This is a genomic window from Streptomyces sp. NPDC060205 (assembly GCF_042728395.1).
Classification (GTDB): Bacteria; Actinomycetota; Actinomycetes; order Streptomycetales; family Streptomycetaceae; genus Streptomyces.
Genome location: NZ_JBHWZP010000264.1, coordinates 1 through 13,433, shown reverse-complemented (window position 1 = coordinate 13,433; position 13,433 = coordinate 1). Strand labels below are relative to the sequence as shown.

General features: G+C 71.0%; 12 protein-coding genes. 8 read left to right on the top strand and 4 right to left on the bottom strand.

Features of this window, described 5'->3' with window-relative positions:
• Positions 1 to 21 precede the first annotated feature (21 nt).
• Genes ACFWGJ_RS33280 through ACFWGJ_RS33270 form a run of 3 tightly spaced genes read right to left on the bottom strand, consistent with a single transcriptional unit; the run spans position 22 to position 1,778 of the window.
• Complete coding sequence (locus ACFWGJ_RS33280) at positions 22 to 681, bottom strand: TMEM175 family protein (protein ID WP_387332088.1); 660 nt, start codon at positions 679 to 681, stop codon at positions 22 to 24.
• A 47-nt stretch (positions 682 to 728) separates the two neighbouring features.
• On the bottom strand, positions 729 to 917 hold the full coding sequence (locus tag ACFWGJ_RS33275; RefSeq protein ID WP_381832814.1) for a DUF397 domain-containing protein: 189 nt from the start codon (positions 915 to 917) through the stop codon (positions 729 to 731).
• 9 nt (positions 918 to 926) lie between these two features.
• Positions 927 to 1,778: a helix-turn-helix domain-containing protein gene (locus ACFWGJ_RS33270; protein ID WP_381832811.1), complete on the bottom strand. Its 852-nt coding sequence runs from the start codon at positions 1,776 to 1,778 to the stop codon at positions 927 to 929.
• A gap of 161 nt (positions 1,779 to 1,939) precedes the next feature.
• Between ACFWGJ_RS33270 and ACFWGJ_RS33265 the strand changes: the two genes are divergently transcribed.
• The 3 genes from ACFWGJ_RS33265 to ACFWGJ_RS33255 all read left to right on the top strand — a co-directional run bounded on the left by ACFWGJ_RS33265 (position 1,940) and on the right by ACFWGJ_RS33255 (position 5,345).
• A complete protein-coding gene (locus ACFWGJ_RS33265; protein ID WP_381832808.1) occupies positions 1,940 to 2,377 on the top strand; it encodes an ATP-binding protein in 438 nt (145 codons plus the stop codon).
• A gap of 187 nt (positions 2,378 to 2,564) precedes the next feature.
• The gene (locus tag ACFWGJ_RS33260) at positions 2,565 to 3,947 is read left to right on the top strand and encodes a nitrate/nitrite transporter (RefSeq protein WP_387332085.1); all 1,383 of its coding nucleotides are present in this window, start codon (positions 2,565 to 2,567) and stop codon (positions 3,945 to 3,947) included.
• A gap of 189 nt (positions 3,948 to 4,136) precedes the next feature.
• On the top strand, positions 4,137 to 5,345 hold the full coding sequence (locus ACFWGJ_RS33255; RefSeq protein ID WP_387332083.1) for a uroporphyrinogen-III synthase: 1,209 nt from the start codon (positions 4,137 to 4,139) through the stop codon (positions 5,343 to 5,345).
• A gap of 104 nt (positions 5,346 to 5,449) precedes the next feature.
• Here ACFWGJ_RS33255 and ACFWGJ_RS33250 read toward each other — a convergent pair whose 3' ends face one another.
• A complete protein-coding gene (locus ACFWGJ_RS33250) occupies positions 5,450 to 5,914 on the bottom strand; it encodes a DUF1772 domain-containing protein (protein WP_387332090.1) in 465 nt (154 codons plus the stop codon).
• Positions 5,915 to 6,293: 379 nt separating this feature from the next.
• On the opposite strand from ACFWGJ_RS33250, the gene ACFWGJ_RS33245 reads away from it, so the two are divergent.
• The 5 genes from ACFWGJ_RS33245 to ACFWGJ_RS33225 all read left to right on the top strand — a co-directional run bounded on the left by ACFWGJ_RS33245 (position 6,294) and on the right by ACFWGJ_RS33225 (position 13,079).
• On the top strand, positions 6,294 to 6,887 hold the full coding sequence (locus ACFWGJ_RS33245) for a CGNR zinc finger domain-containing protein (RefSeq protein ID WP_387332081.1): 594 nt from the start codon (positions 6,294 to 6,296) through the stop codon (positions 6,885 to 6,887).
• A 217-nt stretch (positions 6,888 to 7,104) separates the two neighbouring features.
• Positions 7,105 to 7,626 carry a sigma-70 family RNA polymerase sigma factor gene (locus tag ACFWGJ_RS33240; RefSeq protein WP_010039908.1) on the top strand — a complete coding sequence of 174 codons (522 nt, stop codon included), beginning with the start codon at positions 7,105 to 7,107 and terminating at the stop codon, positions 7,624 to 7,626.
• Positions 7,627 to 7,664: 38 nt separating this feature from the next.
• On the top strand, positions 7,665 to 8,438 hold the full coding sequence (locus tag ACFWGJ_RS33235; RefSeq protein ID WP_387332080.1) for an anti-sigma factor family protein: 774 nt from the start codon (positions 7,665 to 7,667) through the stop codon (positions 8,436 to 8,438).
• A 142-nt stretch (positions 8,439 to 8,580) separates the two neighbouring features.
• Positions 8,581 to 11,076, top strand: coding sequence for a HelD family protein (locus ACFWGJ_RS33230; RefSeq protein ID WP_387332078.1), 2,496 nt, complete (start codon positions 8,581 to 8,583; stop codon positions 11,074 to 11,076).
• A gap of 587 nt (positions 11,077 to 11,663) precedes the next feature.
• Positions 11,664 to 13,079, top strand: coding sequence for an NAD-dependent malic enzyme (locus tag ACFWGJ_RS33225; RefSeq protein WP_387332076.1), 1,416 nt, complete (start codon positions 11,664 to 11,666; stop codon positions 13,077 to 13,079).
• Positions 13,080 to 13,433: the final 354 nt, after the last annotated feature.

The following is a 13,433-nucleotide window of genomic DNA, read 5'->3' as shown; positions in this document are numbered from 1 at the left end:
ACGGGAATTGTCAGACAGGCCCTAGAGCCGCGGCGCGTCCACGTCGTGCGGATCCGTTCGGGGTGTGCGCAGGCGTGAGATCAGCGCTCCGCCGTACGGGGAGGCCAGCGGGGCGAGGAACCACAGGACGAATGAGTACGGGATCAGCCAGGCGGCAGCGGCAGTGAGGATGAACCAGAGGCCGACCGCCCAGGAGCCGTCCGCCTGGTGGCGGGTGTCCGCCGGGTCGCCCGTCGTCAGGCCCGTCCTGGCGGAGATCTCCCTGATCACGGCCTCGCAGCAGACCATCGCCGCCATGGTGCCGGCGAACAGCGTGTCCGCCAGCGGATTGCTCGCCGAGGCGCCGATGACCGCCGTCGGGAACGGGAGGAACGCGACCAGCAGCAGGAACGGCGCGTGCCAGGCCGTGAACGCGCTCGACAGCCTGCCGATCCCGTCCATCAGCTTGTGGTGGCGGCGCCACACCGACCAGAGCAGGATGAACGCCAGCGCGAACGCCAGGTACGAGTCCCGCTGGTCCACCAGGAAGGTGCCCAGCTCGCGGGCCGACGCCAGTTCCTGTTCGTCGGGGCGTTCCAGTTCGACGGCCAGCAGGGTCATCGCGATAGCGAAGATCGCGTCCGTGAAGAAGGCCAGTCTCTCGGGCGAGAACCCTGGCTCCGGCCGGTCGCTCTCGCTCATCCGAACTCCCTGACGTCAGAACTGCGTCTGTATCTGTGTCCGCGATCTTAGGGAGTGGGCCGCTGTGCCTTCAGGGCGCGTATCAGTTCGCCCAGGCGGGCGGGGGTGGTTATGAGGGTGGTGTCGGGCGCGTCGCTCTCCCGGAGGGCGACGGTTCCATCGGGGGTGGCGGCCACGTAGACGCAGTTGGCCGCTTCGGCGCTGTACGTCGACTTCTGCCAGGTGAGTTCGGACACGGGGTCTCCTCAGAGGTCTTGTGCGATGCGATGGATGAGGTCCCGGGACTTCGCTTCAGGCAGGGCGCGTGATTCCATGCGGTCCAGTACCGAGCGGTAGCGCTCCACCTGTGCTTCCGTGTCGAGGAATTCGCACCCGTGGTCGGTGTCCAGGACGACGGTGTCGAGCTCCGGCTCGGGGCCGACGGCGCAGGTGATGGGCTGGCCGGACGCCGGGAACCCCGCTTCTCCGAAGGGGATCACCAGGACGGTGATCGTGGGGTGGTCGCTCGACTCCAGCAGATGGCCGAGTTGGGCCCGGCTGATCTCGGGGCCGCCGAAGCCCATACGCAGTGCCGCCTCGTGCACGACGACCGTGTACGGGGTGGGAACTCCCTCGAACAGGACGGCCTGCCGTTTCACCCGGTGCGAGACGCGGTGCTCGATCTCGTAGGCCCGCAGGGGCGGGACCGCCTCGCGCATCACCGCTCGGGCATGCTCCGTGGTCTGGAGCAGGCCGGGCATGTGGATCGTGACAGCCACGCGGAGCGCGGTGGCATGGTGCTCCAGCTCGGCCAGATCCAGTAGGTCGGCGGGGAGCGTGTCGCGGTACTCCTCCCACCAGCCGCGTACCCGTCGGCCGGTCATGGAGGCCAGAGCGTCGACGAGCCGCTCGTCCGCGCAGGCGTACGCGCGGGCCATGGAGCGGACCTTGTCGGCGCTGATGGGCGTACGGCCGGTCTCGATCATGCTGACGCGTGCCTGGTTGACGCCGAGCAGTTCGGCGGCTCCGGTGGCGGTCAATCCGGCCCGTTCGCGAAGTTTGCGCAGCTCGGCACCGAACCTTCGCTGCCTCAGCGTCGGATTACTGGTGGGCGGCAAAGCGCTTCCTTACCTGGCCGGGGCATGAGTCCCTCTCCCTCACACGAGTGAAGCATGGATGCTTCTGGATAGAAAGGTTAGATCCATCTAACCGCCTGCTCTACGGTGGTCCCGTATCGCCAGCGGAAGTGCACCCAACCCCTCTCTTTCCGGAGGCACCCATGGTCACCGTAGCCCCGCCCGACACCTGGACGTACGCCCTTCGGCTGCCCCATGACCCCCGTGCCGCCCGCGTCGCACGCATGACCGTGCGGGCCGCCCTCCACGGGCACGGCATGGCCGAAACCCTCGACGTCGTCGAGCTGTTGACGTCCGAGCTCGTCACCAACGCCTACCGGCACACCACAGGGCCCGCCTCCCTGCGGCTGACCGCGCTGGGGGACGGGCGCCTGCGCGTGGGCGTGTGGGACAGCAGCCCCCACGTCCCCGCGCCCTTCGACGAGCCTCCCGGTGCGCGGGTCCCGCCCGCCCCGGCCGGCGCCGAAGGAGGGCGCGGGCTGTTCCTCGTACAGCAGTGCGCCACCTCGTGGGGCGGCTGGTCCCTGGGGAGTGGCCCGCTCGGACGCGGCGCCGGGAAGCTCCTCTGGTTCGAGGTCTGAGACGCCGACCCATGACGGCCCCGGCCGAGAACGGCCCGCCCGAAAACGGCCCCGCCCGAAAACCCTCACCACGCCCCCCGCCCCAGGGTGAGAGCAACGTTCCCCCGTGGTCACCCACAGCCACAGCGCGGAAACGCGGCTTCCCTACCTTCGGGAACACCACCCGGAGACATCGTGGAGGCGTGAGATGACAGCCCCGAGCAGCAGCATCACGACGCGCAAGGGGGGCCGCTGGATCGAGCAGTGGGACCCGGAGGACGAGACGTTCTGGAAGGAGACGGGGGAGAAGGTCGCCCACCGGAACCTCTTCTTCTCCGTCCTCTCCGAGCACATCGGGTTCTCGATCTGGACCCTCTGGTCGGTCATGGTGCTCTTCATGGGGCCCGAGTACGGGCTGACCCCCGCCGACAAGTTCTTCATCATCTCGATGGCCACGCTGGTCGGCGCCATCGTCCGCGTGCCCTACACCTTCGCCGTCGCCCGCTTCGGTGGCCGGAACTGGACCATCATCGCGGCGAGCATGCTGCTCGTCCCGACGATCGCCGCCTTCGTGGTGATGGAACCCGGGACGTCCTTCGGCACCTTCCTCGTGTGCGCCATGCTCGCCGGGGTCGGGGGCGGGAACTTCGCCTCCTCCATGACCAACATCAACTCCTTCTTCCCGCTGCGGAGGAAGGGCTGGGCGCTCGGGCTCAACGCCGGCGGCGGCAACATCGGCGTGCCCGTCGTGCAGCTCATCGGGCTCGCCGTCATCGGGGCGGGCGGCGGGCCGCGGCTGCTGCTCGGGATCTACATCCCGCTCATCGTCGTCGCGGCCGTGCTCGGCGCCCTCTACATGGACAACATCACGTCCGTGAGGAACGACACAGGCGCCGCCAGGGAGGCCGTGAAGGACCCGCACACCTGGATCATGTCCTTCCTCTACATCGGGACGTTCGGGTCGTTCATCGGCTACAGCTTCGCCTTCGGCCTGGTGCTCCAGACACAGTTCGGGCGTACGCCGCTGGAGTCGGCGTACGTCACCTTCATCGGGCCGCTCCTCGGCTCGCTGATCCGGCCCGTGGGCGGCTGGCTCGCCGACAAGTACGGCGGCGCCCGCATCACCCTGGGGAACTTCGTCGGCATGGGCGCCGCGACCGCCGTCATCGTGGTCGCCTCCATGGAGGAGTCCCTCGCCCTGTTCACCACCGCGTTCATCGTGCTGTTCGTGCTCAGCGGGCTCGGCAACGGCTCCACGTACAAGATGATCCCCGGCATCTTCCAGGCCAAGGCCGCCGCCAAGGGGCTGACCGGCGAGGACGCCGCGGCGTACGGGCGGCGGCTCTCCGGTGCCTCGATGGGGCTCATCGGGGCCGTGGGCGCGGTCGGCGGGCTCGGTATCAACCTCGCCTTCCGGCAGTCCTTCCTCAGCGTCGGGTCCGGCACCGGGGCCTTCGTCGCCTTCCTCGCCTTCTACGCCGCCTGCTTCGCGGTCACCTGGGCCGTATACCTTCGCCGCCCCGCCACCTCCCGGGCGACCGCCACGACCGCTTCGGAGGCGAAGACGCAGCTCAGCTACGCCGAGGTGTGACGCCTCACGCGGTCCGGCACCCGGCCCGACACGTGACGTAACACGGGCGACATCCGGCGGAACCGAGCCTGTCACGCATGATTGACAGGCTCGGTCGTCCGCCGTGAGGCGGGTAGGCGGGGCGCCCCAACCCAGCGGGTGACGCGGACGAACACCACTCCAGCGGGACGAGAGCCATCCATGCCATCCATGTACGAGGAATCGCAGCAACCCGACCGGACACAGCAGCAGGACCGGACCCAGCAGCAACCCGGCCGGCCCGACCAGCAGGACCACGGGCCGCTCGCGGGGTTCACCGTCGGTGTCACCGCCGCCCGCCGCGCCGACGAACTCGGCGCCCTGCTCCAGCGGCGCGGAGCCGCCGTCCTGCACGCCCCCGCCCTGCGCATCGTGCCCCTCGCCGACGACAGCGAACTGCTGGCCGCGACGAAGCAGCTCCTCGACCAGGCGCCGGACATCGTCGTCGCGACCACCGCCATCGGGTTCCGCGGCTGGGTCGAGGCCGCCGACGGCTGGGGACTCGGGGAGCACCTGCTCGCCGTGCTCCGCAGCGTCGAACTCCTCGCCCGCGGACCCAAGGTCAAAGGTGCGGTACGCGCCCAGGGGCTGACCGAGGAATGGTCCCCGTCCTCCGAATCCATGGCCGAAGTGCTCGACCGGCTGCTGGACGAAGGAGTCGACGGGCGCCGTATCGCGGTCCAGCTGCACGGCGAACCGCTGCCCGGCTTCGTCGAGTCGCTGCGGGCCGCGGGCGCCGAGGTCGTCGGCGTCCCCGTGTACCGGTGGATGGCCCCCGAGGACATCGGGCCCCTGGACCGGCTGCTCGACGCCACGATCGGCCGCGGCCTGGACGCGCTGACCTTCACCAGCGCCCCGGCCGCCGCCTCCCTGCTGAACCGCGCCGACGACCGGGGGCTGCTGCCCGAACTGCTCGCCGCCCTCAACCACGACGTGCTCCCCGCCTGCGTCGGCCCGGTGACCGCGCTGCCGCTGCAGGCCAGGGGCGTCGACACCGTTCAGCCGGAACGCTTCCGGCTCGGGCCCCTCGTCCAGGTGCTGTGCAAGGAACTGCCCTCCCGGGCGCGGACCCTGCCGATCGCCGGACACCGGGTGGAGATCCGCGGGCACGCCGTCCTCGTGGACGACGCGCTGCGCCCCGTACCGCCCGCCGGGATGTCGCTGATGCGCGCCCTGTCCCGGCGGCCCGGCTGGGTGGTGGCCCGCGCCGAACTGCTGCGGGCACTGCCCGGCGCCGGCAAGGACGAGCACGCGGTGGAGACCGCGATGGCCCGGCTGCGCACGGCACTGGGCACGCCCAAACTCATCCAGACAGTCGTCAAGCGCGGCTACCGGCTGGCACTTGACCCGGCCGCCGACTCCAAATACGCCGACGTCTGACACGTACATCTGCGACTGACACGTACGTCTGCCTCTGACGCGTACGTCTGCGTCTGACACGTATACCTATGTCTTATACGTACTCCTGCGGCCGGCGCCCGGGATCAGTTGGTCCGGCCGGGCCGGCCGTGGCGGCCGTACAGCGTCAGGGCCCGGGCCAGCAGGCCCAGCGCGAGCGTGCACAGCGCGGCCCGTACGACGTTCCAGGCCACCCACGGGTCCTCGAACTCCTCGCGCACGGACGCCGGGTCGGCCATCGTCGCCGGATTCCCGGCGTCCATCAGGTCGTCGTTCAGCGGGATGTTCACGACGACGGTCAGCAGGAACGCCAGCCCGTACACGGCGAGCGCCGCGAACACCCACCCGCGCACCCGCGGTGAGCCCCGCAGCTGCCAGGCGGAGACCGCCGTCAGCAGCAGCGCGCCGAGGAAGCTCAGGAAGAACACCGGGTTCTGGATGGCGTCGTTGATGTTCTGCATGACCTCGACGTACACGCGGTCGTCGCTGCGGGCCAGCGCCGGCATGATGCCGCACGCGAACGCGTAGAACAGCCCGGCGATCAGCCCCATGGCCACCGCGGCCGCGATCAGCACACCTCCGGCGGACCCGCCCCGCTTCCCGCCGCGCTCCGCCGTCTCGTTCTGCGTGTCGGTTGTCATGCCGTCGAGTCAAGCGCCGGGCGGGACCCGGACGACATGGTTCGGACGCGCACCGGCATAAGCGGACGTCCAACGCCCGGGCGGCGCGGGCGAGTACGGGGCGGCGTGGGACTTCCCGCCGCGCGCGGGGGAGGGCACTGTAGGGGTACGGGCCCTGCGCGGCCCCCTCAGGGGCCCCGCGCGGCCCTCTCACGGACCCCCACCTCACCACCTCCCCCGACCTCCCCCCGACCTCCCGCGATCCCTCACCGGTCCCTCATGGCGGCAACCCCAAGGCGGTGACAGGCACATGGCACTGGGCACGGCCACGGCCCCGTACGAGCTGCGGTTCGACTCCGGGCGGATCTGTCTCGATCTCCTGGCGACCACGCACCCCGAGGAACGGCTCGACTCGGCCGAGCCGCTACGGGCCTGGATCACCGGATCCGGACTCGTCCCGTCGGGTACGCCCCTCGCGTCGGCCGACTCCTCCTGGATCGTGGGCTTTCGTGAACTACGCGGGCACATAGGTCAGTTGGTGCGCCAGGAGCCCTCCCGGGACGCGCGGCCCTTCGCCGTCGCGCTGGCCCGGGTCAACGAACTCGCCCGCGCCGCACCGCCCGTACCCTTGGCGGTGTGGGACGCGGGCGGCTCGCTCGTACGCGCCCTGTGCTCCCCGCCGACCTGCGCGGCCCTCCTCGCGGCGGTCGCCCGTGACACGGTGGAGCTCCTCACGGATCCGGCGGCCCGCGCGAGCATCCGGCAGTGTGAGGGAGACAACTGCCCCATCGTCTACCTGGATACGTCCAGAGGACGTCGTCGCAGGTGGTGCTCCAGTGAGGTGTGCGGAAACCGCGAACGGGTGGCCAGGCACCGGCGCAGAGCAGCCCTCGCACGGGCTTAGGATCTGCCGTGGATCCCTCGTGAAGCACTTGTGGAGCAGATGAGGAGAAGAAATCCTCACGGTCCCCACAAAGAATTCCATTCACTTTGAACAGCGCAACGCCCGCACCCGTATCCGGAGATGAGCGACCGACTGGGGGATCCCCCGGACACCGGAGGTAGGCGTGCGCAAGGATTCCGCCGTGGCCGATGAACGATCGCCGAGGGCCCGACATCGCATGTCCCAGCCCTCGGAACCCGACGAGGAGCTGATGCGTGCGCTGTACCGGGAACACGCGGGGCCCCTGCTCGCCTATGTGCTGCGGCTGGTCGCCGGGGACCGGCAGCGGGCGGAGGACGTCGTGCAGGAGACGCTCATCCGCGCGTGGAAGAACGCCGGTCAGCTCAACCGAGCGACCGGTTCGGTACGCCCCTGGCTGGTGACGGTCGCCCGGCGCATCGTCATCGACGGGCACCGCAGCCGGCAGGCCCGGCCGCAGGAGGTGGACCCGTCGCCGCTGGAGGTCATTCCCGCGGAGGACGAGATCGACAAGGCGTTGTGGCTGATGACACTCTCTGACGCGCTCGACGACCTGACCCCCGCCCACCGGGAGGTACTGGTCGAGACGTACTTCAAGGGGCGTACCGTAAACGAAGCCGCCGAAACCCTGGGGATACCCAGCGGCACGGTGCGCTCACGGGTGTTCTATGCCCTGCGTTCGATGAAGCTCGCACTGGAGGAGCGGGGGGTGACGGCATGAGCACATACGGGGGATACGGAACGGGTAGTCCTGGACCCATGCAAAGTTCGCAAGGGCAGGGCGATCTGCACGAGACGGTAGGGGCCTACGCGCTGGGCATCCTCGACGACGCCGAGGCGACCGAGTTCGAGGCGCATCTCGCCACCTGCGAGTGGTGCGGGCAGCAGCTCGACGAACTCGCGGGCATGGAGCCGATGCTCGCCGCCCTCGCGGATCTGCCGGGCACCCGGGGCACACCGGCCATCGGCGAGACACTCGCCGTCCGCCCGAGCCCACAGCTCTCCGACCGGCTGGTCGGCGAAGTGGTCGAGCGGCGCGTCAAGGCCAAGAAGAGCAGGCGTCTGCTCTTCGGGCTCGCGGCCTCGCTGATCATCGGCGGCCCGATCGCCGCGATCGCGGCCACCAGCGGCGGTGACACCGCACAGGAGGCCAAGCCCCTGGCGTCGGTCAGCCCCGCCAAGCAGGTCTTCACCGACATGAAGGACAAGGTGCAGGCCACGGACGCGACCACTCAGGTCAACGCCGCGGTCGGCATGGAGAGCAAGCCGTACGGCACCGGTGTCGCCCTGCAGCTGAAGAACGTCAAGGGCCCGCAGAAGTGCTCCCTGGTCGCCGTCAGCAAGAGCGGCGAGCGGGAGACGGCGACCACCTGGACCGTCCCGAAGTGGGGCTACGGCATCAAGGGCGCCGCCACCGAGCTGGCCAGGAACCCGCTCTATCTCCAGGGCGCCGTGGCGATGAGCAACGCCGACATCGACCACTTCGAGGTCGTCACCTTCGACGGCGACAAACTGGTCGAGGTCGACGCGTGAGCCGGCCGGCGGAGTCGTCCGCGGGCCGGCGGGAAAGCCGGCGCGAAGTCGACCGGTAAGTGGATCAAGAGCGGAAACGTAGCCCGACGGGCTCCCCTTCGCGTACGGTTGACGGCTGCCATGCACGTCAGAAGGGGGCCCGGTGGCCGCTCAGGTTCAGCAGGAAATGGCGCTCGATCCGGTAGGCGACTCCGTACGCGACCGGGAGATCGGCGTCGAACAGGAACACCTCGACCGGGTGTACCAGCGTCTTGAGGAAAAGATCCACGAGGCGGAGTTCCTGATGAACGACGCCGCCCAGCGCGGCCAGGTCGGCACGCCCGGGGCACTCGCGGAGCGCGACGCGCAGGTGTTCCGGGCGGGAATCCATCTCAACCGCCTGAACAACGAGTTCGAGGACTTCCTCTTCGGAAGGATCGACCTCCTCCAGGGCAAGGACGGCAAGAAGGGCCCGGACGGCGCGTACACGGCGGTCGAACCCGCCGAGGGCGCCGTCCGCCCCGACAACACCGCCGACATCGCGGAGACCCTCCACATCGGCCGCATCGGCGTCCTCGACGCCGAGTACGCGCCGCTGGTCATCGACTGGCGGGCCCCCGCGGCGGCGCCCTTCTACCGCTCCACCCCGGTCGACCCCGGCCGGGTCGTACGCCGTCGGGTCATCCGCTCCAAGGGCCGCAAGGTCCTCGGGGTCGAGGACGACCTGATGCGCCCGGAGCTCAAGGCCACCCTCGCCGGGAACGAACTCCCGGTGATCGGCGACGGCGCCCTGATGGCTGCCCTCGGCCAGGCCCGCAGCCACACCATGCGCGACATCGTCGCCTCCATCCAGGCCGAGCAGGACCTGGTCATCCGGGCCCCCGCCGCGTCCGTCACGTACGTGGAGGGCGGCCCCGGCACCGGCAAGACCGCGGTGGCCCTGCACCGGGCCGCCTACCTGCTCTACCAGGACCGCAGACGGTACGCGGGCGGCATCCTGATCGTCTCGCCCACGCCCCTGCTCGTCGCGTACACCGAAGGCGTCCTGCCGTCCCTCGGCGAGGAGGGCCAGGTCGCCATCCGCGCGGTCGGCTCCCTGGTCGACGGCGCCGAGGCCACCCAGTACGACGCACCCGCCGTCGCCCGCGCCAAGGGCTCGTACCGGATGCTCAAGGTGCTGCGGCAGGCGGCGCGCGGGGCGCTGGAGACGCCGGGCGCGCCCGGCGGGAACAGCGCCTCCGCCCCGGCCGGGCAGCGCTCGTCCGGACAGCTTTCGTCCGGGCAGCTCTCGTTCGGCGACGAGGGCGAGGACGGCGAGGAGACCGGTACGCAGGCCCCCGCCGTCACGCCCACCCGGCTCCGGGTGGTCGCCTTCGGGCGCCGGCTGGAACTGGAGGCGCCCGAACTGGACCGCATCCGCAACAACGCGCTCTCCGGTACCGCGCCCGTGAACCTGCTGCGCCCGCGCGCCCGCAAGCTGCTGCTCGACGCCCTCTGGTCGCGCTCCGGCGCCGGGTCCCGGCACACCGACCCCGAGCTGGCCGCCGAACTGCGCTCGTCGTTCGACGAGGACGTCAGCTCCGAGGACGCCTTCATCGCCTTCCTCGACGCCTGGTGGCCCGAACTGACCCCGCGCGCCGTCCTCGCGGCGATGGCCGACGAGCGGCGGCTCGGGCGCTGGGCGCGGCGGATCCTCAACCCCGGCGAGGTGCGCCGGGTGGCCCGCTCCCTCAAGCGGGACGGGCTCTCCGTGCACGACGTGGCCATGCTCGACGAGCTGGAGGCGATCGTCGGCGCCCCGACCCGCCCCCGCAAGAAGCGCGACCTCGACCCCCTCGACCAGCTGACGGGCCTGGAGGAGCTCATGCCCCAGCGCGAGGAGACACAGCGCGAGCGGGCCGAACGGCTGGCCCAGGAACGTACGGAGTACGCGCACGTCATCGTCGACGAGGCGCAGGACCTCACCCCCATGCAGTGGCGCATGATCGGCCGTCGCGGCCGGCACGCCACCTGGACCGTCGTCGGCGACCCCGCCCAGTCGTCCTGGTCGCACCCGGACGAGGCCGCCGAGGCCCGTGACGAGGCCCTGGGCAGCCGTCCGCGCCGCCGCTTCACGCTCACCGTGAACTACCGCAACCCGGCCGAGATCGCCGCACTCGCCGCCAAGGTGCTGGCCCTCGCCATGCCCGGCTCCGAGTCGCCGCGCGCGGTCCGCTCGACGGGCGTACAGCCCCGCTTCGTCACCGCGGTGCCCGCGGGCGGCGCGACGGGCGGCCCTGCGGGTGGCGGCGCCGCAGGTCAGGGCTCCGGCGGCGCGCGGGAGGCCCTGTCGAGGACCGTGCGGGAGGAGGCCGCCCGGCTGCTCGACCAGGTCGACGGCACGGTCGGCGTCGTCGTCGCCATGAACCGGCGCGGCGAGGCCGCTCGCTGGCTCGCCGGGCTCGGGGACCGCGTGGTGGCCCTCGGCAGCCTGGAGGCCAAGGGCCTGGAGTACGACGCCACGGTGGTCGTCTCCCCGGCGGAGATCGCCGACGAGTCACCGGCCGGGCTGCGGGTGCTGTACGTGGCGCTGACCCGGGCCACCCAGCAGCTCACCATCGTCTCGGCCGCCCGCGACGAGCCGGACGCGGACGGGGTGCCGGACCTGCTGCGGGACTGAGCGGGCCGCTGCGGGGGCCCTGCGGAGGCCCTGCGGGGCGCTGCGTGCTCGCTTCAGGGCTGAGCGGGGCCGCCGCGGGGGTTCTTCGGGGCTGAGCGGGCCTGCCCCGGGGCGGGCGGGCTTGCTCCCGGGCCGTGCGGGCTTGTGCCCGGGCCGTGCGGGGCGGGCCCGTGAATCGCGGGGCCCGTCCCGGTGAACCGCGGGGCCCGTCCGCGTAAAGCTTCCCTGTGAACCCACGGTGCGGGAATTGCCTTACGGGGATCGTTTGTTACCTTTGACGTGACACCGGCCCGATCCAAGCCCCCGGGCCCAACCTTCGTCGCTACGAGCGACCACTTGCCGCGAGGCGAGCATGGCGGGTCGGTGTCATTGAACTTGAGCGACAGCAGCAGCCGTCCGGCTGCCCCGCCCCGCAGAGGTCCACGTCACCGAAGTGACGTGGACCTCTTTCGTCGTGAACAAAAGGTTCGCAATCCGGGGCGGCTACCACGTACTCCGCGGTAGGTGCGACGATCGGACGGCAAACCCGCGAACCAGCAGTACTCGCAGCACTAGCAGTACTTCGGTGAAAGCAGAGGAAGTCGGCCATGGCAACGGCGCCCAGCGTCTCCTACTCGATCACGGTCCGGTTGGAGGTGCCCGCGAGCGGAACCGCGGTCTCCCAGATCACCACCGCCGTGGAGTCCAGCGGAGGCTCGGTGACCGGCCTCGACGTGACCGCCTCCGGCCACGAGAAGCTCCGTATCGACGTCACCATCGCGGCGTCCTCCACGAAGCACTCGGAAGAGATCGTCGAGCAGCTGCGCGGCATCGAGGACGTCACGCTCGGCAAGGTCTCCGACCGTACGTTCCTGATGCACCTCGGCGGCAAGATCGAGATGGCGTCCAAGCACCCCATCCGCAACCGTGACGACCTCTCGATGATCTACACGCCCGGTGTGGCCCGGGTCTGCATGGCGATCGCCGAGAACCCCGAGGACGCCCGCCGCCTGACCATCAAGCGCAACTCGGTCGCGGTCGTCACCGACGGCTCCGCCGTGCTGGGCCTCGGCAACATCGGCCCGAAGGCCGCCCTGCCGGTCATGGAGGGCAAGGCCGCGCTCTTCAAGCGGTTCGCCGGCATCGACGCCTGGCCGCTGTGCCTGGACACGCAGGACACCGACGCGATCGTGGAGATCGTCAAGGCCATCGCCCCCGGCTTCGCGGGCATCAACCTGGAGGACATCTCCGCCCCGCGCTGCTTCGAGATCGAGGCCCGCCTGCGCGAGGCCCTCGACATCCCCGTCTTCCACGACGACCAGCACGGCACGGCGATCGTCGTCCTCGCCTCCCTCACCAACGCGCTGCGCGTGACCGGCAAGTCGATCGGCGACATCCGCGTGGTCATGTCGGGCGCCGGCGCGGCCGGTACGGCCATCCTGAAACTGCTGCTCGCCGCGGGCGTCAAGCACGCCGTCGTGGCCGACATCCACGGTGTCGTGCACGCGGACCGCGAGGACCTGGTGAAGGCCGCCGAGGACTCGCCGCTGCGGTGGATCGCCGACAACACCAACCCCGAGGGCGTCACGGGCACGCTGAAGCAGGCCGTGCGCGGCGCGGACGTCTTCATCGGCGTGTCCGCGCCGAACGTGCTGGACGGCGACGACGTGGCCGCCATGGCCGACGGCGCGATCGTCTTCGCGCTCGCTAACCCCGACCCCGAGGTCGACCCGGGTGTCGCCCGGCAGACCGCGGCGGTCGTGGCCACCGGGCGCTCGGACTTCCCGAACCAGATCAACAACGTGCTGGTCTTCCCGGGTGTCTTCCGCGGGCTCCTGGACGCGCAGTCCCGCACGGTCAACACCGAGATGATGCTTGCGGCCGCAACGGCGCTGGCGGAGGTCGTGACCGAGGACGAGCTCAACGCGAACTACATCATTCCCAGCGTCTTCAACGACAAGGTCGCGGGGGCGGTGGCCGGCGCGGTGCGCGACGCGGCGAAGGCGGCGGGCGTCACGGTCTGAGCCCCCCGTCCCACCTTTCCGGGGCTGCCGCCCCCAGGCCCCCGCATCGCGCCTACGCGCTCGTCCTCAAACGCCGGACGGGCTGAAAGCTTCGTGTGCGGGCCCGGTGGGGGCTGGTCGCGCAGTTCCCCGCGCCCCTCAGGGCGGGGCTGCGCCCCTGGCCTCGCATCGCGCCTGCGCGCGGCCCGGGAGCTTCGTGTGCGGGTCCGGTGGGGGCGGGTCGCGCAGTTCCCCGCGCCCCTGGGGACGGGGCTGCGCCCCAGCCCCCGGACGCGCTGCCGGGCGGGACTGAAAGGCTGGGGCGCAGCCCCGCCTTTCAGGGGCGCGGGGAACTGCGCGACCCGCCCCCACCGG

What these genes read in the sequence shown, in the direction of transcription:
- ACFWGJ_RS33280 (WP_387332088.1), bottom strand. Translation starts at nt 681, where the DNA reads ATGAGCGAGAGCGACCGGCCGGAGCCAGGGTTCTCGCCCGAGAGACTG.
- ACFWGJ_RS33265 (WP_381832808.1), top strand. Translation starts at nt 1,940, where the DNA reads ATGGTCACCGTAGCCCCGCCCGACACCTGGACGTACGCCCTTCGGCTG.
- ACFWGJ_RS33260 (WP_387332085.1), top strand. Translation starts at nt 2,565, where the DNA reads ATGACAGCCCCGAGCAGCAGCATCACGACGCGCAAGGGGGGCCGCTGG.
- ACFWGJ_RS33255 (WP_387332083.1), top strand. Translation starts at nt 4,137, where the DNA reads ATGTACGAGGAATCGCAGCAACCCGACCGGACACAGCAGCAGGACCGG.
- ACFWGJ_RS33250 (WP_387332090.1), bottom strand. Translation starts at nt 5,914, where the DNA reads ATGGGGCTGATCGCCGGGCTGTTCTACGCGTTCGCGTGCGGCATCATG.
- ACFWGJ_RS33245 (WP_387332081.1), top strand. Translation starts at nt 6,294, where the DNA reads ATGGCACTGGGCACGGCCACGGCCCCGTACGAGCTGCGGTTCGACTCC.
- ACFWGJ_RS33240 (WP_010039908.1), top strand. Translation starts at nt 7,105, where the DNA reads ATGTCCCAGCCCTCGGAACCCGACGAGGAGCTGATGCGTGCGCTGTAC.
- ACFWGJ_RS33235 (WP_387332080.1), top strand. Translation starts at nt 7,665, where the DNA reads ATGCAAAGTTCGCAAGGGCAGGGCGATCTGCACGAGACGGTAGGGGCC.
- ACFWGJ_RS33225 (WP_387332076.1), top strand. Translation starts at nt 11,664, where the DNA reads ATGGCAACGGCGCCCAGCGTCTCCTACTCGATCACGGTCCGGTTGGAG.